This window comes from Streptomyces sp. NPDC030991, assembly GCF_055571235.1.
In genome coordinates this window covers 86,891-109,207 of sequence record NZ_JBVIFR010000010.1, presented here as the reverse complement: position 1 = coordinate 109,207, position 22,317 = coordinate 86,891, and the positions used below count along the sequence as shown (strand labels likewise).

Below are 22,317 nucleotides of genomic sequence, written 5' to 3'. Positions count from 1 at the left end.
GTCCAATCACCGAGCGGGCGGCTCTGACCTGCGAACTCCCTATATTGCACCGGGCTGGTGGAGCAAAGATCTCTTGGCTGGTGAAGACGGCTGGTGTACGTTCGACTGGCCGCCGATAAACGGTAGTCGACCGTTTATTGCGTACGGGGTCGATTGAATTCTCTGTGGCGCACGCACCCCGTCGGCCAGGTCTTGCAGAGGCCCACTCCCTGGTAATGCGCGGACGACTAGGAGTCAGGTGTGAACGGCAGTCCCCGTCACGGTAAGAAGAGTTCCGCAGCTGCCGCAGGGGCGGCCAGGCCCTGGGTCCTGTCGGGAGCGGACGACGGCGCGCTGCGGGCCTGGGCGCGCCGGCTCCTCGACCACCTGCACACCCGCCCGGACACCGGCGTCGACGCGTTCGGCGCCGCCCTCGCCCGCGGCGACCGGCGCCTGCCGCACCGGGCGGTCGTCGTCGGCACCACCCGCGACGAACTCCTCGACGGCCTGGCCGCCGTCGCCGACGGCGGCCCGCACCCCGCGGTCGCGCGCGGAACGGCCGCCGCCCCGGCACCCGTCACCTTCGTCTACCCGGGCCAGGGCTCCCAGTGGCCCGGCATGGCCACTGAACTCGTCGCCGGATCACCGGTGTTCGCGGACGCCGTCGCAACGTGCGCGGACGTCTTCGCCACCGAGTCCGGCTGGTCGCTGACCGAGGCGCTCGACACCGCCGCCGCCCCCGGCACCACCCCACGGGTCGAGATCGTGCAGCCCGCCCTCTACGCGGTGAGCGCCGCCCTCACCGAACTGTGGCGCTCCTTCGGCGTCCGGCCCGACGCCGTCGTCGGCCACAGCATGGGCGACCTCGCCGCCGCCCATGCCGCGGGGGGCGTGGAGATCCGGGACGGCGCCCGCGCGGTGGCGCGGTGGAGCAGGGAACTCATCCCCCTCGTCGGCAATGGCGACATGGCATCGGTCGACCTGCCCGCCGACGAGATCGCGCCGCGCCTCGCCTCCTGGGGACCGGACCTCGTCCTGGCCGGCGTCAACGGCCCGCGCTCGGTGCTGCTCGCCGGAGCCACGGAGCCGATCGGACGCTGCGTCGCACAGCTGACCGCCGAAGGGGTCCGCGCCCGGCTGATCGGCGTCTCGATGGCCGCGCACTCCCCGCAGATGGACCACGTCGCCGACGGACTGCGCGCGGCGCTCGACTGGTTCACGCCGGGCCCGGGCACCGTCCCCTTCTACTCCAGCCTCACCGGCGCCGTCGTCGACACCCGCGAACTGACGGCGGAGCACTGGTGCGCCAACTTCCGCGGCCGCGTGCAGTTCGAGCGCTCGGTGCGGGCCTGCGCCGCCGACCGTGCGGGCGTCTTCGTCGAAGTGAGCCCGCACCCCGTCCTCGCCGCCGCCGTGCGGCAGACCCTCGACGCGGCGGGCGCCGCGCACCCGGTGCTGCCCACGCTGCTCCGCGGCCAGGGTGGGCTCCGGCGCTTCCTGACCGCCGCGGCGGAGGCGTACACCCACGGCGTGGAGGTCGACTGGACAGCCGCCTATCCGGGCGTCGGGCAGGACCGGGGCGCCGAGCTGCCGGACCCGCCGGCCACCGGCGCGGAGCCCGGCACCCGGCCCGCCGAGACCTCCCGCCCGGGGCTTTTCGCGCCGGACGCGCCGGAGCACGAGGCACGGCAGCGGCTGGCCCGCCTGGTCGACGCCGAGACCGCCGCGGTGACCGGAGCGGTGACCGGAGCGGTGACCGGAGCGGGGGAGCGGGCCACGGACCGCTCGCTGACCTTCGCCGAACTCGGCCTCGACTCCGTCCTCGCGGTGCAGCTGCGCAACCGCCTCGCCGCCGCCATCGGCCAGGACATCGGCATCGCCACCCTCTTCGACCACCCCACCCCGCAGGCCCTCACCGACGCGCTGTACGACCTGCTGCGCCCGCGCGCGCGGCACCAGGAACCGGACGCGGACCCGGCCGCGGAGCAGCGGGACCCGGCAGCGGGCCACCCGGCGGACGAGCCCATCGCGGTCGTCGCCATGGCGGTGCGGTTGCCCGGCGGCGTGCGTACCCCCGAGCAGTTCTGGGAGCTGCTCTCGGGCGGCCGGGACGCCGTGACGGGCCTGCCCACCAACCGCGGCTGGGACCTGGAGGCGCTCTGCCACCCCGACCCGCGGCGACTCGGTACGGTGCGCCAGCGCTCCGGCGGCTTCCTGCACGACGCCGACGGCTTCGACGCGGAATTCTTCGGCATCACGCCGCGCGAGGCGCTGGCCATGGACCCGCAGCAGCGCCTCCTCCTGGAGGTCAGCTGGGAGGCGCTCGAACGGGCCGGTATCTCCCCCGACGCGGTACGCGCCACCCCGACCGGCGTGTTCACCGGCGTCATCGCCCAGGAGTACGGCCCGCGCCTCGCCGACGGCGGCCCGGACGTCGGCGGCTACCTCGTCACCGGCACCACCACCAGCGTCGCCTCGGGGCGCGTCGCCTACACCCTGGGCCTGGAGGGGCCGGCCGTCACCGTGGACACGGCCTGCTCGTCCTCGCTCGTCGCCCTCCAGCTGGCCTGCCGCTCGCTGCGCGCGGGCGAGACCGACCTGGCGCTGGCCGGCGGCGCGACCGTGATGCCGACCCCCGGCATGCTGGTCGACTTCAGCCGGCTCGGCGCGCTCGCCCCCGACGGCCGGTGCAAGGCGTTCTCCGCCGACGCCGACGGCTTCGGGATGGCGGAGGGCGCGGGCGTACTCCTGCTGGAGCGGCTCTCCGACGCCCGCCGCCACGGCCACCCCGTCCTGGGGGTGATCCGCGCGGTCGCCGTCAACCAGGACGGCGCGAGCAACGGACTGTCCGCGCCCAACGGCCGCGCCCAGGCCCGGGTGATCCGGCAGGCGCTCGCCGAGGCCGGGCTCTCCCCGGCCGACGTCGACGCGGTCGAGGCGCACGGCACTGGCACCCGGCTCGGCGACCCGATCGAGGCCCGGGCCGTCATCGAGACGTACGGGGCCGGCCGCCCCGCCGGCCGGCCGCTGTGGCTGGGCTCGGCGAAGTCCAACGTCGGGCACACCCAGGCCGCCGCCGGCGTGACCGGCGTCATCAAGATGCTGCTCGCGATGCGCCACGGCACCGTGCCGCCGACCCTGCACGCCGCCCACCCCTCCACGGAGATCGACTGGTCGGGGGGCGCGGTGCGGCTGCCCGGCGAACCCGTGGCCTGGCCCGAGGGCCCGGGGCCCCGCCGGGCGGGCGTCTCGTCCTTCGGGATCAGCGGCACCAACGCGCACGCCATCATCGAGGCACCGCCGCGACCGGAGCCCGCCGTCGACGACCTGGGCGGCACCACGGTCGGCCCCGACCGGCGGCGCGAGCCCGTAGTGGCGCCGTGGACCCTCTCGGCGCACACCGGCGCAGCGCTGCGGACGCAGGCGGAGCGCCTCGCCGCACATCTGCGCCGGCACCCCGAACTCACCACCACCGACGTGGCGTTCTCGCTGGCCACCACCCGGGCGGCGGCCCGCCACCGGGCCGCGTTCGTACCGGCCGGGCGGACCGGGGCACTGACCGCGCTCGACGCGCTGGCCGCGGGCGCCCCCCAGGACGCCGACGCCGATACCGGCGCCGTCGTCGGCGCGGCCCGGCCGCAGCCCTCGCCCGTCTTCGTCTTCCCCGGCCAGGGCTGGCAGTGGGCGGGCATGGCGGTCCGTCTCCTCGACACCGAGCCGGTGTTCGCGCGCGCCCTTGAGGAGTGCGCCGCCGCTCTGGAGCCGCACCTGGACTTCCGCATCCTGCCGTTCCTGCGCGCGGAGGCCGCCGCCGCGGACGGCCGCCCCGACGCCGGACTCTCCACCGACCGCGTCGACGTGGTGCAGCCCGTCCTCTTCGCCGTGATGGTGTCGCTCGCCTCGCTGTGGCGGGCGCACGGCGTGGAACCGGCCGCGGTGATCGGGCACTCCCAGGGGGAGATCGCCGCCGCCTGCGTCGCCGGCGCGCTCTCCCTCGACGACGCGGCCCGCCTGGTGGCCGTCCGCAGCCGCGTCATCGCCGGGCTGCGCGGACACGGCGGCATGGCCGCGGTCGCCACCACCCCCGAAGACCTGACGCGCCGGCTCGCCCACTACGACGGCCGGCTGGAGACCGCCGCGCTGAACGGGCCGCGCTCCGTGGTCGTGGCGGGCCCCGGCGACGACCTGGACCACCTCCTCGCCGCCCTCGACGCGGAGGGCGTACGGGCCACGCGCCTGCCCGTCGACTACGCGTCGCACACCGCGCACATGGAGGAGGCGCGCGCCGCCCTGCACGAGGAACTGGGGCGGATCGAGCCGCTGCCCGGCGCCGTGCCCTTCTTCTCCACGGTGACCGGTGACTGGGCGCAGCCCGGGACGCTGGACCACGCGTACTGGTTCCGCAACCTGCGGCAGACCGTCCGGTTCGCCCCCGCCGTACACGCCCTGGTCGCCCAGGGCTACCGGGTCTTCGTCGAGGTCAGCGCCCACCCGGTGCTCACCACCGCCGTCGAGGAGAGCGGGCACGAGGCCGGCGCGGAGCTGACCACGGTGGCGACCGGGCGCCGCGGCCACGGAGGACCCGAGGACTTCGCCCGCGCCCTGGGAACGGCGTGGACCGCGGGCGCCCCGGTGCGCTGGGACTCCGTCTTCCTCGGCGTGCGGACGCGCCCGGTGCCGCTGCCCACCTCGGCCTTCCACCCGGAACGCTTCTGGTGGGAGCCCGCGCGGGACACGGACACCGCTCCCGGCGGGGCGGGGGACGACGCGGCCGACGCGCTGCGCTACCGCATCGACTGGCAGCGGGTGCCCGCCCCCGAGCCCTCCGCGGCGGGCCCGCGCACCTGGCTCCTCGTCCGCGACGACGGGGCCGCGCAGACGACCGCGCAGGCGGCGCGCGCCGCCCTGGAGGCGGCCGGTGCGACGGTGACGGACATCGTGCTCGACGCCGCGCCGACACGGGCGGACCTGGCCCGGACCCTGCGCGCCGCCGCCGGGGGAGCGGACCGCGTCGGAGTGCTCTCCCTGCTCGCCGTGGACGAGACCGGCGACGGGGACGAGAGCGGGAACAGGAACGAGAGCGGGAACAGGAACGAGACCGGCGACGGGAACGAGACCGGCGGCGGGGCCGGGGGAGAGGGAGACGGACGAGGCACGCCCCTGGGCCTGCCGTCGCTCGGCGGCACCGTCGTGCTCGCCCAGGCGTTCACCGACTCCGGACTCGACGGGGCGCTGTGGTGCCTCACCGAGGACGTCCAGGTCACCGCGGTCGACGAGCACCCGGCCGACCCCGCGCGGGAAGCCCTGTGGGGCCTTGGCCGGGTCATCGCCCTCGAACACCCCGGCCTGTGGGGCGGGTTGATCGACATACCCGCCGCGGCCACCGCCCCGATCGCCCAGCTGCTCGCCGGCGTGCTGACCGGCGGGAGCGGCGAGGACCAGGTCGCCCTGCGGGACGAGGGGCTGTTCGTACGCCGCTGGAGGCGGGCCGCGCCCCGCACCACGCCGACCACCTGGACCCCCACGGGTACGGCGCTGGTCACCGGCGGCACCGGCGGCATCGGCCGGCACGTCGCCCGGTGGCTCGCCCGCGCCGGCTGCCCGCACATCGTGCTCCTCAGCCGCAGCGGCCCCGACGCCCCGGGCGCCGGGGAACTGGCCGCCGAGATACGCGCGTCGGGCTCCGCCGTGACCCTCGCCGCCTGCGACATCACCGACCGCGACGCGCTGCGGACCCTGCTCGCGGAGCTGCCCGGCGACCAGCCGCTCACCTCGGTGTTCCACACCGCGGCCACGCTGGACGACGGCACCCTCGACACGCTGACCGGCGAGCGCATCGAGCGGGCCGGCCGCGCCAAGACCCTGGGCGCCCGCAATCTGCACGAACTCACCGCCGACGCGCCGCTGACCGCGTTCGTCCTCTTCTCCTCGTTCGCCTCCGCGTTCGGCGCACCGGGCCTCGGCGGCTACGCCCCGGGCAACGCCTACCTCGACGCTCTGGCCCGGCAGCGGCGCGCCGAGGGGCTGCCCGCGACATCGGTGGCCTGGGGGACCTGGGCAGGCAGCGGCATGGCGGAAGGCCCCGTCGCGGAGCGCTTCCGCCGCCACGGCGTCGTGGAGATGGCCCCCGAGGAGGCCCTCGAAGCCCTGCGGACCGCGCTGGACCGGGCGGAGGTCTGCCCAGTGATCATCGGGGTCGAGTGGGAACGCTTCCTGCTCGCGTACACCGCGCAGCGCCCCACCCGCCTCTTCGACGCGCTGCCCGAGGCCCGGGACGCACAGGACGCCGCACGCCGTGCGCACGGCGGGGAACGGAGCCCGCTCGGCGGCCTGGCGGAGCTGCCCGCCGCCGAGCGCGCGCGGGCGCTCCTGGACCTGGTGCGCCAGCACGCCGCGTCGGTCCTCGGCCACCGGGACCCGGCGCGGATCGACCCGGAACGGGCGTTCAAGGAACTGCACTTCGACTCGCTCGCCTCGGTGGAACTGCGCAACCGGCTCACCGCGGCGACCGGCCTGCGCCTGCCCGCGACCCTCGTCTACGACCACCCGCACGCGCGGGCCGTCGCCGCCCTCCTCGAAACCGAACTCTTCGGCGAGGTGGCGCCCCGGCCGGAGCCGCAAGCCGTGCTCGGTGCCGGTGGTGCGGGCAGCGGGGACGAGGGCGACCCGGTCGCGATCGTGGGGATGGCCTGCCGGTTCCCCGGCGGCGTCGACTCCCCCCAGGACCTGTGGGAGTTCCTCACCGCGCACGGCGACGCGTCGGCCGCGGCACCGGACGACCGGGGCTGGGAACGGCGCGGAGCGCCGGCCACCGGCGCGGGCCGCCCCCTGGGCAACTTCCTCGACTCGGCGGGCGACTTCGACCCGGCGTTCTTCGGGATCTCGCCGCGCGAGGCGCTGGCGATGGACCCGCAGCAGCGCCAGGTCCTTGAGGTCACCTGGGAGGCGTTCGAACGGGCGGGCATCCTGCCCGAGACCCTGCGCGGCACCGACACCGGCGTCTTCGTCGGCATGTCGCACCAGGGGTACGCGGCCGGGCCCGTGGAGGGCCGGGACGAGGTCGAGGGCTACCTGCTCACCGGCACCACCGCCAGCGTCACGTCGGGGCGGGTGGCGTATGTGCTGGGTCTTGAGGGTCCGGCGTTGACGGTGGACACGGCGTGTTCGTCGTCGTTGGTGGCGTTGCATCTGGCGGCGCGGTCGTTGCGGGACGGTGAGTCGTCGCTCGCGGTGGCGGGTGGTGTGTCGGTGATGGCGGGTCCTGAGGTGTTCACGGAGTTCGCCCGGCAGGGTGCGCTCGCCGCCGACGGACGGTGCAAGGCCTACTCCGAGCAGGCCGACGGCTTCGGCATGGGCGAGGGCGTGGGTCTGGTGGTGCTGGAGCGGCTCTCCGACGCCCGGCGCAACGGGCACCAAGTACTGGCCGTCCTGCGGGGGAGCGCGGTCAACCAGGACGGTGCGTCCAACGGCCTCTCCGCGCCCAGTGGACCGGCGCAGCAGCGGGTGATTCGCGGAGCGCTGGCGGCCGCGGACCTGTCCCCGGCCGATGTGGATGTGGTGGAGGGGCATGGCACGGGCACGGTGTTGGGTGATCCGATCGAGGCGCAGGCGTTGCTGGCGACGTACGGGCGTGATCGTGATCCTCAACGGCCTTTGTGGCTGGGGTCGTTGAAGTCGAATATCGGTCATGCGCAAGCGGCGGCGGGTGTGGCGGGTGTGATCAAGATGGTGTTGGCGTTGCGTCATGGTGTGCTTCCGGCGACGTTGCATGCGCAGGAGCCGTCGTCGCATGTGGAGTGGGCTTCGGGTGGGGTGGAGGTGTTGCGGCGGGCTCAGGCGTGGCCGCGGGTTGTGGGGCGTGTGCGTCGTGCGGGGGTGTCGGCGTTCGGGGTGAGTGGGACGAACGCGCATGTGATTGTGGAGGAGCCGCCTGCCGGGGTCGTGCCGGAGGTGGGTGTGGGTTCGGTGGGGGTGCTGGAGGCCGCGGGTGTGGTGCCGTTGGTGCTGTCCGCGCGGACGGAGACCGCCCTCACCGCCCAAGCCGGCAACGTAGCAACCTATGTGACGGCCCCTCAGTCGGACGCGCTGTCCGACGTGGCCCGTACGCTCACCGCGGCCCGGCAGAGCTTCGACCGGCGGGCCGTGGCCCTCGTACGGGACGTTGCGGACGCCGAAGGCACCCTGCGCGCTCTCGCCGAGGGCCGTCCCACCCCCCGCGCCTTCACGGGTGTCGGTGGTGGGGGGCGCCGGGTGGTGTGGGTGTTCCCGGGTCAGGGTTCGCAGTGGGTGGGGATGGGCCGGGGTCTGCTCGGTGTGCCGGTGTTCGCGGACGCGTTGGCGGAGTGTGATGCGGCGCTGGCGGAGGTGGCGGGGTTCTCGGTGGTGGATGTGGTGCGTGGGGTGGAGGGGGCGCCGTCGCTGGAGCGCGTCGAGGTGGTTCAGCCGGTGTTGTTCGCGGTGATGGTGTCGCTGGCCAGTTTGTGGCGGGCGTGTGGGGTGGAGCCGGATGCGGTGGTCGGGCATTCCCAGGGTGAGATCGCGGCGGCGTGTGTCGCGGGGGCCCTGTCGTTGCCGGACGCGGCGCGTGTGGTGGCTCTGCGGGCCCGCGCCCTCGCCGAACTCGCCGGTGACGGAGCCATGTTGTCGCTCCGCCTGGGCCGGGCGGAGGTGGCGGAGCTGCTGCGCTCCACCGCGGGCGGCACACTGGAGTTGGCCGCCGTCAACGGCCCCGGCTCCGTGGTGGTGGCCGGCGACCCCGACGCGGTGCACCGCCTCCACGAACACTGCGCCCGAGCGGGCATCGACGCGCGGGGGCTCCCCGTCGACTACGCCTCCCACACCTCCCACGTGGAGCGCCTGCGGGACGCGATCACCGGCCCGCTGTCCGGCATCGCTCCCCGGACGCCCGGCATCCCCCTCTACTCCACCCTGCGCGGCGCGTTCGCCGACGGCCCCGAACTGGACGCCACCCACTGGTACGAGAACCTGCGCCGCACCGTGGAGTTCGAGGCCGCGATCGGCGCGCTCGGCGCGGCAGGACACGACGCGTTCATCGAGGTCAGCCCGCACCCCGTGCTCAGCGCGAGCATGCAGGACACCCTCGGCGACAGCGCCACGGTGGTGGGCTCCGTCCGGCGCGGCGACGACACGCCCGAACGCTTCCTCGCCTCCCTCGCCGAGGCACACGTGAGCGGCGTCCCGGTGGACTGGCGGGCCGTGCACGGCGACGGCGGCGCGGCCGACCCGGCGGAGCTGCCCACCTACCCCTTCGACCACCAGCGCTTCTGGCTGCTGCCCGACGGCACCGGGCCCGCCCGCGCCGCCGACGGATGGCGCTACCGCGTCGGCTGGCAGGAGACCACCCCCGGCTCCGCGGGCCCGGCCGGACACTGGCTGCTCCTGCTGCCCGCCGCGACCGACGGCCACCGGGCCGAACCCGCCTGGCACACCGCCGCGGCCACCGCCCTCACCGAACACGGGGCCCTGCCCCACCCGGTCACCGTCCCGCTCGACGACCCGCACACCTCGGCCGCTGCCGTCCGCGACGCCCTCGCCCGCCGGGCCGGGCCCGGCCCGTACGCCGGAGTGCTCTCCCTGCTCGCCCTCGGGGAGACGGACGCCGGAGCCGAGGCCACCCTCGGGCTGCTGCGCGAACTGGCGGCGGCGGACATCGCCGCACCGGTCTGGCTGGCGACGAGCGGCGCGGTCGGCACCGGCCCGGACGACCCCGTGACCTGCCCGGCCGGGGCCCAGGTCTGGGGCCTCGGACAGAGCGCCGCACTCGAACGCGGCGCACGGCACACCGGGCTCGTGGACCTGCCGAAGGAAGCGACCGAAGACCAACGCGGGCTGCTGGCACGGGTGTTGACCGGAGCGGAGGATCAACTCGCCCTCCGGGGTGACGCGGTGTTCGCGCGGCGGCTGCTGCCCGCACCGCCGGACACGGCCCCCGCGTCGGACGCCCCCACAACGGTCGTGCCGCAGGGCACGATCCTCGTCACCGGCGGCACCGGTGGCCTAGGCGCGCTCACCGCACGGCGTCTCGCCGCCCGGGGCGCCCAGCACCTGGCCCTGGTCGGCCGCCGCGGCGAGGCGGCACCGGACGTGGCCCCGCTGGTCGCCGAACTCACCGCCCTGGGCGCCCACGTCACCGTCCACGCCTGCGACATCGGCGAGCGCGACGCGGTGACCGCCCTCGTCGAGGGGTTGCGCGCGGACGGCGCGACGGTCACCGGGGTCGTGCACGCGGCCGGACTGAACCAGCGGACCCTCCTGCGGGACATGACCCACGAGGAGTACCGGGAGGTCGTCGCCGCCAAGGTGCACGGCACGCGCCACCTCGCGGACGCCTGCCCCGACCTCAGCCTCTTCCTGCTCTTCTCCTCCGGCGCCGCCGTGTGGGGCAGCGCGGGCCAGGGCGCGTACGCCGCGGGCAACGCCTTCCTCGACGCCTTCGCCCGGCACCGCCGCGCCCAGGGCCTGGCCGCGACCTCCGTGGCCTGGGGACTGTGGGCGCACGGCGGCATGACGGACGACGAGCGGGCCGTCGCCCGCCTCCGCGACCAGGGCGTACGCCCCATGCCGGGCGATCGGGCGCTGGACGTCCTGGAGGCGGTGCTGGCCGGCGCCGAGACGGATGTGGTCGTCGCCGACGTCGACTGGCCGCGGTTCATGGAGACGTACACGGCCCTGAGGCCACGGCCGTTGCTCGACACGGTCACCGGAGCGCGGACCGCCGCACCCGGACCGCAGGCGGCGCGGGTGCCGCAGGCGGCGCGGCCGGGATCCGCTCTGCGCGAGCGGCTCGGCGGGCGGCCCTCCACCGAGCAGCATCATGAGCTGACCCACCTGGTGCGCTCGCACGCCGCCGCCGTCCTGGGCCACGAGGACACCCGCGCGGTCGCGGTGGACACCGCCTTCCGCGAGCTCGGCTTCGACTCGTTGGGCGCCGTACGGCTGCGCAAGAGCCTCGGCGAGGCCACCGGTCTCGCCCTGCCCTCGACCCTGATCTTCGACCACCCCAACGCCGCCGCGCTCGCGGACCACCTCCGGTCGGAACTGTTCCCGCGACAGGACGAGACCGAAGGCGCCGGGGACGCCGGGGGCGCCGAGGGCGCTGTCACGGCGGCGCTCGGCGGCCTCGACCGGCTGGAGAGACACCTCGTGCACGTGCCCGGGCCACGGCGTGCCGAACTGGCCCGGCACCTCGACCGCGTACTGACCGCCCTGCGGACCGGCCCCGGCCACGACGCCGGGCCCCGCACCCCGCCCGCCCAGGAGCCGGACCTAGCCGAGGCCGGATTCGACGAACTGCTCCAGGCCCTCGGGCGCGAGCTCGGCGACAACGGCCAGCCGACGGCGAACAGGTAAGGACACAACACGGTGACGAACGACAACGACAAGGTCGCTTCCTACCTGCGTCGGGCCACGCTCGACCTGCGCGCGGCCCGGCAGCGCATCCACGAGCTGGAGGCCGACCCGGTCGCGATCGTCGGCACGGCCTGCCGGCTGCCCGGCGGGATCGACACCCCCGGCGGCTTCTGGGACGTGCTCGCGGCGGGCGAGGAGCGCCTCTCCGGCTTCCCCGACGACCGCGGCTGGGACCTGGCGGGCCTCTACCACCCCGACCCCGACCACCCCGGCACGACCTATGTGCGCACAGGCGGTTTCCTGGAGCGCGCGGGCGACTTCGACGCCCCGTTCTTCGGCATTTCACCGCGCGAGGCGGCCGCCATGGACCCGCAGCAGCGCCTCCTGCTGGAGACGTGCTGGGAACTGGCCGAGAACACCGGCCTCGACCCGCACGCCCTGCGCGGCACGCGGACCGGTGTGTTCCTCGGCGTCGCCCGGCACGGCTACGGCGACGGCGGGAGCCCCGCCGGGGACGCCGAGGGGTACACGGTCACCGGGGTGGCGCCGTCGGTCGCGTCCGGCCGCATCGCGTACACCCTCGGGCTCGAAGGCCCCGCCATCACGCTGGACACCGCCTGCTCCTCCTCCCTCGTGGCCCTGCACCTGGCGGTGGCGTCGCTGCGCAGGGGCGAGTGCGAGGCGGCGATCGTGGGCGGCGCCGCCGTGATGGCCGGGCCCGAGGTGTTCGTCGACTTCGCCCGGCAGCGCGCCCTCGCCTCCGACGGCCGCTCCAAGGCGTTCGGCGCGGCGGCGGACGGCTTCGGCTTCGGCGAGGGCGTCGCGGTGCTCTTCCTCGAACGGCTGTCGGACGCCCACCGCAACGGGCACACCGTGCACGCCGTCGTCCGCGGCACCGGCATCAACCAGGACGGTGCCAGCAACGGCCTGTCCGCCCCCAGCAGGGCGGCCCAGCGCAAGGTCATCGAGCAGGCGCTGGCCAACGCGGGTCTCGCGCCCGGCGACGTCGACGCGGTCGAGGCGCACGGCACCGGCACCACCCTCGGCGACCCCATCGAGGCCCACGCCCTGCTCGACACCTACGGCCGGCACCGCGACACGCGACGGCCGCTGTGGCTGGGCTCGGCGAAGTCGAACATCGGCCACACCCAGGGCGCCGCCGGCGCGGTCGGCGTCCTCAAGATGGTCCTCGCCCTCCAGCACGAGCGGCTGCCCAGGACCCTGCACGCGGACGAGCCCTCGCCGCACGTCGACTGGTCGTCGGGCGCGGTCGCCCTCCTCGCCGAGGAGCGCGACTGGCCGCGCGGCGAACGGCCCCGGTACGCCGCCGTGTCGGCGTTCGGCATCAGCGGCACCAACGCCCACGTCATCCTCGGCGAGGCCCCCGAGCCCCCGGAGCCCGAGGACCCCACAGCGACGCCGCGGTCGGTGACCGGGCACGGCCCGGTGCCGCTCGTCGTCTCCGCGCGGACCGAGGAGGCGCTGCGCGCGCAGGCGCAGCGGCTGGCCGCCGTCGTCGCCGACGAGACCGTCCGACTGCCCGACCTGGGACTCTCGCTGGCCACGACCCGGGCCCGCCACGAACACCGCGCGGTGGTCCTGGCCGGCTCCCGGGAAGCGGCCCTGCGGGGGACGGACGAGGTGGCGGCCGGCCGGGCGCGCGTCGGGGGGACCGTCGAATCGGGCGGGCGCTCCGCCGTGTTCCTCTTCCCCGGCCAGGGCTCGCAGTGGGCGGGCATGGGCGCCGACCTGCTGGAGTGGTCCCCGGTCTTCGCCGAGACGATCCGGGCCTGCGACGCGGCGATGGCCCCCTGGCAGGACTGGTCGGTGGCCGCGGTGCTCCGCCAGGAGCCCGGCGCCCCCGGCCTCGACCGGGTCGACGTGGTGCAGCCCGCGCTGTTCGCGGTGATGGTGTCGCTGGCCGCGCTGTGGCGCTCGTACGGGGTGGAACCCGCGGCCGTGGCGGGGCATTCGCAGGGCGAGATCGCCGCGGCCCACGTCGCCGGGGTCCTCACCCTGGAGGACGCCGCCCGGCTGGTGGTCCTGCGCAGCCGGCTGCTGCGGTCGGTGGCCGGGCAGGGCGCGATGGCGGCCGTGGCGCTCGACGAGGCCGCCGTACGCGACCTGCTCGCCCCGCACGCGGGCGCCGTCGAGGTGGCCGCGGTCAACGGCCCCGCCTCCGTCGTCGTCTCCGGCGCCCCCGAGGCCGTACGCGCCGTCGTGGCGACCTGCGCCGCCCAAGGGGTGCGGGCCAGGGCCATCGACGTGGACTACGCCTCGCACTCCGCGCAGATGGAGCAGATACGCACCGAACTCGCGGACGCCGTAGGGGACTTGGTCGCCTCCCGCGCTCACGTCCCCTTCTACTCGACGGTGACCGGCCGCGCGATGGACGGCGAGGAGCTGGACGCCGGCTACTGGTACCGCAACCTGCGCGAGCCGGTGCGGCTGCACGACGTCGTCGGTCTCCTCGCCGCCGCGCACCACGACGCCTTCGTCGAGATCAGCCCGCACCCGGTGCTGGCCGCGACCGTCGAGGAGACGCTCGACGCGCGCGGGCGGGAGCCGGGCGAGGCCGTGGCCGTCGGCACCCTGCGGCGCGGCGCCCCCGGCCCGGAGGCGTTCCTCACCTCCGTGGCGAGCGCCCACGTCGCGGGCGTGGACGTGCGCTGGCAGCCCGCCTTCCCCGGCGCGCGGCGCGTCCCGCTGCCCACCTACCCCTTCCGGCGCAAGCGCTACTGGACGGCCGCCGCCACCCCGGCCCGCGGCGCCGGCGACGTGACGTACCGCGAGACCTGGAAACAGCTGGAGCCGCTGACACCGCTGCCCCAGTCGCCCGCCGCCGGGCCGGCCGAGGCGCAGGGGACCTGGCTGCTCGTCACCTCGGCCGCCGCCCCCGCCTGGGCCGCGCCGCTGGCCGCCGCGGTGCGCGCCCGCGGCGGCACACCCCTGGAATGCGTCCTCGGCCCGGGATCGAGCCGCGCCGAGACGGCCGCGGCCGTCACCGCCGCCGCGGCCGGTGCCGAGCTGCGGGGAGTGGTGTCGCTGCTCGCGGCGGACGAGTCGGACCACCGCGGCCTGGCGGGCGTGCCCGCCGGCGCCGTCGCCACCCTGACGCTCCTTCAGGCCCTCGGCGACGCGGGCGTCGACGCACCGTTGTGGTGCCTTACCCAGGGCGCCGTCCTGACCCCCGACGACGACGCCCCGGGGTCGTTCGCGCAGTCCGCCGTGCACGGCCTGGGCCGGGTCGCCGCCCTGGAGCTCGGGCAGCGCTGGGGCGGCCTCCTCGACCTGCCGTACGACGGTGTGGCCGCGCCGCTGCTCGCCCGGGTGCCCGGCATCCTGGCGGGCGGGCACCTTGGGGAGGACCAACTCGCCCTGCGCGCCACCGGGTTGTACGGGCGGCGCCTGGCCAGGGCGCACCTGCCGGCCGCGGCCGCCGGGCCCGGCCCCCGCCCGCACGGGACCGTGCTGGTCACCGGCGCGGACAGCCCGATCGGCGCACGGCTGGCCCGCTGGGCGGCCGACGACGGCGCGGACCACCTCGTCCTGGTGGGCGGGGCGGGGGAGGAGCTCCTCGACGCGCTGCGGGACAGCGGGACGGCGGTCACCTGCTGCGCCCCGGACGAGGACGCGATCCGGGCAGCCGTCGACGCCGCCCCGCACGAGGTCGGCACCGTTCTGCACGCCGCGACCCGGCTGGAGTTCGGGCCGCTCCTGGAGAGCGGCCCGGAGGACTTCGCCGCCACCGTGCACGCCAAGACCGGGCTCGCCCTCGCCCTGGCGCGGGTCCTCGAAGGACAGCCGGTGGCACAGGAGATCCACTGCTCCTCCGTGGCCGGCGTCTGGGGCGGTGCGGGCATGTCCGGATACGCGGCGGGCAGCGCCTGGCTCGACGCGTTCGCCGCGCACCGCAGGGCCCAGGGCCGGCCGAGCACCGCCGTGGCGTGGAGCCCGTGGGCCCTGCCCGCCGCGCCGGAGGCTGCCGGGCGCCCGGCGGCGCAGCGCGGACTGCGCGCCCTGACGGCCGACCGCGCCCTGACCGTCCTGCGCTCCGTACTGGACGCGGACGAGAGCGCCGTGGCCGTCTCCGACGTGGACTGGCCCGCCTTCGCCGCGGGTTACCGCGCCACCCGGCCGACCGCGCTGTTCGAGGAGATCGCCGAGGCGCGCGAGGCACCGGAGCCCGCCGCGACGGCCGCGGGGCAGGAGAGCGGACCGGCCGCCGAACTGGCCGCCCGGCTCGCCGCACTGCCCCCGGCCGAACAGGAGGACCTGCTGGTCGGCGTGGTCGGCGAGGCCACCGCCGCCGTACTCGGACACGACAGCGCCCAGGACGTCAACGGACGGCGGGCCTTCACCGAACTGGGCCTGGACTCACTGGGCACCGTGCAACTGCGCAAACGGCTCACCACCGCCACCGGCCTGCGACTGCCCGCCTCCCTGGTCTTCGACCACCCGACCATCACCCGCCTCGCCCGCCACCTGCTCGCGCTGCTGACCACCGGCGCCCGCCGCGAGAGCACCGCCCCGGCGACCGGCACCGCGCCCCTCACCGAGCAGGAGCCGATCGCCGTCGTCGGCATGGGCTGCCGCTTCCCCGGCGGCATCGGTTCGCCCGAAGAACTGTGGCGGGCCGTCGCCGACGGCCTCGACCTCACGGGCGCCCTGCCCCGGGACCGCGGCTGGGACCTGGAGTCCCTCGTCCACCCCGACCCCGACCACCCCGGCACCAGCTACGCCGACCGCGGCGGCTTCCTCACCGACGCGGCGGGCTTCGACGCGGAGTTCTTCGGCATCACCCCGCGCGAGGCCCTCGCCATGGACCCCCAGCAGCGGCTGATGCTGGAGGTCGCCTGGGAGGCCGTGGAGCGCGGCGGCATCGACCCGGAGCTGCTGCGCGGCAGCCGCGTCGGCGTCTTCGTGGGCTCCAACGGCCAGTCGTACATGCCGCTGCTGCAGAGCGAGGCCGCCCGCGTCGAGGGCTACCAAGGACTCGGCAACTCGGCCAGCGTGCTCTCCGGACGACTCGCCTACGTCTTCGGCTGGCAGGGCCCCGCGCTGACCGTCGACACGGCGTGCTCCTCGTCCCTGGTCGGCATCCACCTGGCGATGCGTGCGCTGCGCGGCGGCGAATGCGCCATGGCGCTGGCCGGCGGGGTCACCGTGATCTCCGACCCCTACACGTTCGTGGACTTCAGCAGGCAGCGCGGGCTCGCCGCCGACGGGCGGTGCAAGCCGTTCGCGGCGGGTGCGGACGGCTTCGGCCTCGCCGAGGGCGCGGGCGCGCTGCTCCTCGAACCCCTCTCCCGGGCCCTGGAGTCGGGGCACCCCGTGCTCGCCGTGCTGCGCGGCAGCGCCGTCAACCAGGACGGCGCGAGCAACGGCCTCGCCGCGCCGAACGGTCCCGCCCAGGAAGCCGTCATCCGGCAGGCGCTCGCCGACGCCCGGCTGGCACCGGCCGACATCGACGTGGTGGAGGCCCACGGCACCGGCACCCGGCTCGGCGACCCGATCGAGGCCGGCGCCCTGCAGGCCACCTACGGGGCGGAGCGCCGACGGCCCCTCGCCCTGGGCTCCGTGAAGTCCAACATCGGCCACACCCAGGCCGCCGCCGGTGTCGCCGGCGTCATCAAGACGGTCCTCGCGATGCGGCACGGCGTACTCCCGCGCAGCCTGCACGCGGAGGAACTCTCCCCCGAGATCGACTGGTCGGCGGGGACGGTCGAGGTCCAGCGGGAGAACGCCGACTGGCCGCGGGGCCCGCGCGTGCGCCGGGCCGCGGTCTCCTCGTTCGGCGTCAGCGGCACCAACGCCCACGTCGTCCTGGAAGAGGCCCCGGCCGGGCCGGCCGCCACCGGCCAGGACCGGCCGCCCACCGGCGGCGGCCTGACGGCGGACGCCGTGGCGCTGCCGCTCTCGGCCCGGACGCCGGCCGCGCTGGCCGCGCAGGCGCGCGCGCTGGCCGGGGCGCTGCGCACCTCACCACAGACCCCCCTGGCCGACACCGCGCGGACACTCGCGGCGGGCCGGGCACGGTTCGACCTCAGGGCCGGGGTCATCGGCGACGACCGGGAAGCGGTGTGCGCGGCCCTCGACGCCCTGGCCGCGGGCGAGGCGGACGCCGACGTGGTGCCGCCGCGCACGGCGGCCGCCCGCAGGGCCGTACTGGTCTTCCCCGGACAGGGCTCCCAATGGGCCGGCATGGCCCGCGACCTGCTCGACCGGTCGGAGATCTTCGCCGCGTCGATGACCGAGTGCGCGGCGGCGCTCGCCCCGTACACCGACTGGGACCTGCTCGCCACGGTGCGCGGCGCCGGGCCCGACGACGCGTACGAACGGCCCGACGTCGTCCAGCCCGTGCTCTTCGCGGTGATGGTCTCGCTCGCCCGGCTGTGGCAGGCCCACGGCGTGGAACCGGCCGCCGTCATCGGCCACTCGCAGGGCGAGATCGCCGCCGCCTGCGTCGCGGGCGCCCTCGACCTCGACACCGCCGCGAAGGTCGTGGCGCTGCGCAGCAAGGTGCTGCGCGAACTCGACGGGCAGGGCGGCATGGCGTCCGTCACCGCCACACCCGAGGAGACCGGGGCGGCCCTGGCGCCGTGGGGCGGGCGGCTGAGCGTGGCCGCGGTGAACGGCCCGCGCTCCCTCGTCGTCGCCGGGGAGGCCACGGCCCTCGACGCGTTCGTCCGGTCGCCGCAGACCCAGGGGATGTCACCGCGGCGGATCGCCGTGGGCTACGCCTCCCACTCCCCGCAGGTGGAACAGGTCGAGCGGCGGCTCGCCGACGAACTGGGCACGATCGGGGCCCGGCCCGCCACCGTGCCGTTCTGCTCCACCGTCACCGGCGCCCCGCTCGACACCACCGGGCTCGACGCCGCGTACTGGTACCGCAACCTGCGCGGGACGGTCCGCCTCGACGAAGCCGTACGGCATCTGATGGAACAGGGCTTCGACACCTTCGTCGAGGTGAGCCCGCACCCGGTGCTGCTCTCCGGCATCGAGCAGACGGCCGACGACCTCGGCCGGACCGTCGTCACCCTCGGCTCCCTGCGCCGCGACCGCCCCGGCCCGCGCACCTTCCTGCGCAATCTGCTGGAGGCCCGCGCCGACGGCCTGCCCGTCGACCTCACCCCGGCCCTCGGCCCCGGCGCCACCGTGCCGGAGCTGCCGACCTACCCGTTCGAGCACACCACCTACTGGCCCCGGCCCCGCCGCGGCCACGGCGACGCCACCGCCCTCGGCATGGACCCCGTCGCCCACCCCGTCCTCTCCACGGCGCTGGAGACCCCCGACGGCGGACACGTCCTGACCGGCCGGATCGTCCTCGGCGACCAGCCGTGGCTGGCCGACCACACCGTCGGCGGCAGGACGCTCCTGCCCGGCAGCGCGCTGGTCGACCTGGCCCTCACGGCCGGCCGGCACACGGGCACGCCCGCCGTGGAGGAACTCGTGCTCTCCGCCCCGCTGGTGCTCGGCCCGGCCACCGCCGTACGCGTCACCGTCGGCGCCCCCGACGAACAGGGCGCCCGCACCGTGGACGTGCACGCCCGCGACGGACGCACCGCCGACGCGCCCTGGACCCGGCACGCGAGCGGAGTCCTCGGCGAGGCCGCGGCGGCGCCGCAGGCCCCGGCCGCCTGGCCGCCGCCGGACGCCCGCCCCGTCGACCTCGACGCGGCCTACGCGCGCCTGGCCGACCGGGGCTACGCCTACGGACCCGCCTTCCGGGCCCTGCGCGCCGCGTGGCAGCGCGGCGACGAGGTGTTCGCCGAGGCCGAACTCCCCGCGGCCGCGGGGAGCGACGGGACCGGCGACGGGGGCTACCCGCTGCACCCCGTCCTCCTCGACGCGGCGGCGCAGACGCTCGGCCTGAGCTCCCTGGCCGACCGGGAGGGAGCGTTCCTCCCCTTCTCCTGGAGCGCGACCACCCTGTACGCGTCCGGGGCCACCACCGTCCGCGTGACCGCGGCCCCCGCCGACGGCGCCGCGATGAGCCTGTCGGTGACCGACCCCACCGGAGCACCGGTCGCCCGGGTCGGCGCGGTGACCGTGCGCCCTGCGGGCGGCGCGCCGGGCGCAGGCGACGGCGAGGAGGCGGGCGCCGACGACCTCTACCGGCTGGCCTGGCGGCCGCTGCCGGAGACCGACGGCACGGTCGTGCGCTGCGCGACCGTCGGCGGGGGTCTGCCCGGCCTCGGCAAGGACCACCCCGACCTGGCGGCCCTGGCCGCGGCGGTCGCGATGGGCGAGCCGGAGCCCGAGGCCGTCTTCGTGCGCTGCCTGCCGTGGCGGGCAGCGGACCCGGCCGGTTCCGTCCGGGAGAGCGTGCTGCACGCGGCCGGACTCGTCCGCCGGTGGCTCGACGCACCGGAGCGCACCGGCCGCCTGGTGTTCCTCACCCGGCACGCCGTGGGCGCCGCTGCCGCCGACACCGACGCGGACCCCGCGCAGGCCGCGGTCTGGGGGCTGGTCCGCTCCGCGCAGGCGGAGTCGCCGGGCAACTTCGTCCTCGTCGACTGCGACACGGACCCGGCGGCCCTCACCCGGTTCCCCGCCGTCCTCGACCACCCGCAGCTGGCGCTGCGCGGCGGCCTCGCGCTCCTGCCGCGGCTCGCCTCCACCCGCGGCGCGGCGGCCCTGCTACCACCGCGCACGCCCGCCCGCCTGGAGCCCGCCGGCACCTCCCTGGACGCCCTCGCGTTCAGGGCGGCGCCGGACGCCGGACGGCAGCCGGGCCCCGGCGAGGTGCGGGTCGCACTGCGGGCCACCGGCGTCAACTTCCGCGACGTCCTGATCGCCCTCGGCATGTACCCGGGCGCCGCCGTCATGGGCACCGAGGGCGCCGGGGTCGTCACCGCCGTCGGACCGGACGTCGAGGGCCACGCCGTGGGCGACCGGGTCATGGGCCTGTTCGAGGGCGCCTTCGGGCCGGTGGCGGTCACCGACCACCGCCTGGTGGTGCCCGTCCCGCAGGGATGGAGCCTCACCGAGGCCGCCGCGCTGCCCATCGCCTTCACCACCGCCTACTACGCGCTGCACGACCTCGCCGGCCTGCGGCCCGGCCAGGCCGTCCTGATGCACGCCGCCGCCACCGGCGTCGGCCTGGCCGCGGTCCGGCTGGCCCGCCTCGCCGGAGCGGAGGTCTTCGCCACGGCGAGCCCCGCCAAACACGACATCCTGCGCGGCCTCGGCCTCGACGACGACCACATCGCCTCCTCCCGGGAACACGGGTTCGGCGAACGGTTCCGGTCCGTGCGGGGCGGCCGCGGCGTGGACGTCGTCGTCAACTCGCTGACCGGCGCGCTGCTCGACGAATCCGCGGAACTCCTCGCCGAGGGCGGGGCGTTCGTCGAGATGGGCAAGACCGATCCGCGCGACCCGGACCGGTTCACCGGCCGGTACCTGCCCTTCGACCTCGCCGAGGCGGGCCCCGGCCGGCTCGGCGCGATCCTCGCCGAGGTCGCCGCCCTGGTGGCCGACGGGACGCTGGGCCGCCTCCCGGTCACGGCGTGGCCGCTCCAGCGGGCGTCGGCCGCGCTCCAGCACATGAGCACGGGACGGCACACCGTAAAGCTGGTGCTCGTCCAGCCGGCCCCGCCCGACCCCGACGGCACCGTCCTCGTCACCGGCGGAACGGGCACCCTGGCCCGGCTCCTGGCCCGCCACCTCGTGACCGGGCACGGCGTACGCCACCTGCTGCTGCTGAGCCGCCGGGGGCCCGCCGCGCCGGGAGCGGACCGGTTCGCCGCGGAACTGGGGGAGCTGGGCGCGACCGTGACGACCCTCGCCTGCGACGTCGCCGACCGCGCCGCGCTCGCGGCCGTGCTCGACGGCATCCCGGCCGCTCACCCGCTGACCGGCGTCGTGCACACCGCGGGGATCCTCGCGGACGGCCTGGCCGCCTCGCTGGAGCCGGACGCGCTCGCCGCCGTCCTCGCACCGAAGGCCGACGCCGCCTGGCACCTGCACGACCTCACCGCGGAACGGGAGTTGGCCTTCTTCGTCCTGTTCGGCTCCGGCGCCTCCGTCCTGGCCGGACCCGGCCAGGGCGCGTACGCGGCGGCCAACGCCTCGCTGGACGCGCTGGCCCGCCACCGGCAGGCGCGCGGACTGCCCGCGACATCCCTCGGCTGGGGCCTGTGGGAGGAGGCCAGCGGCCTGACGGGCACGCTCGATGAACGGGACACCCGGCGGATGGCACGGTCGGGCATGCGGCCCCTGCCGACCGCCCGCGCCCTGGCCCTGTTCGACCTCGCGGTCCTGCGCGGCGACCCGGTCCTCTTCCCGCTGCACCTGGACACCTCACGGCCGCAGGACCCGGACGGGGTGCCCGAGGTGCTGCGCGGGCTGCTGCACACACCGTTGCGCCGGGCCGCCCGGGAACAGTCCGGCGACGGGCTCACCGCGCGTCTGGCGCCGCTGCCGCGCCCCGACCGGCTCGCCGCCCTGACGGAGACCGTACGGGCCCAGGCCGCCGCCGTCGCCGGGTACGACACGGCCGGATCCCTCGCCCCGGGACGGCAGTTCAAGGATCTCGGCTTCGACTCGCTGGCCTCCGTCGAGCTCCGCAACCGCCTGGGCGCCGCGGTCGGCCTGCGACTACCGAGCACCCTCGTCTTCGACCACCCGACCCCCGAGGCGGTGGCCGCGTACGTGGAAGGCCGGCTGTTCACGGAGGCGTCCGGTGCGGCGGCGGACCCGCGGCGCCCGGTCATCGAGCACCTGAACGCGCTGGAGGCGGCGCTCGACGGCTGGCACGACAGCGGCGGCGAGGACACGGCCGGTGAACGGCGGGCGGTCGAGGCGCGGCTGACGGCCCTGCTCGGCCGGTGGAGCGCGGCCGGCGGCGGGGACTCCCGTACGGCCGTCGACGTCATCGATGTCATCGACGACGCGGACGACGACGAGCTGTTCGAACTTCTCGATCAGCGGTTCGGTGAGGGGAACGAGGGACGATGAGCGGGG

General features: G+C 76.4%; 2 protein-coding genes. Both read left to right on the top strand.

Annotated elements, in window-relative coordinates:
• The first annotated feature begins 240 nt into the window (after positions 1 to 240).
• Complete coding sequence (locus ACZ45E_RS20370) at positions 241 to 11,349, top strand: SDR family NAD(P)-dependent oxidoreductase (protein ID WP_468222424.1); 11,109 nt, start codon at positions 241 to 243, stop codon at positions 11,347 to 11,349.
• A gap of 12 nt (positions 11,350 to 11,361) precedes the next feature.
• Positions 11,362 to 22,311 carry an SDR family NAD(P)-dependent oxidoreductase gene (locus ACZ45E_RS20365; RefSeq protein ID WP_468222422.1) on the top strand — a complete coding sequence of 3,650 codons (10,950 nt, stop codon included), beginning with the start codon at positions 11,362 to 11,364 and terminating at the stop codon, positions 22,309 to 22,311.
• The last annotated feature ends 6 nt before the right edge of the window (positions 22,312 to 22,317 follow it).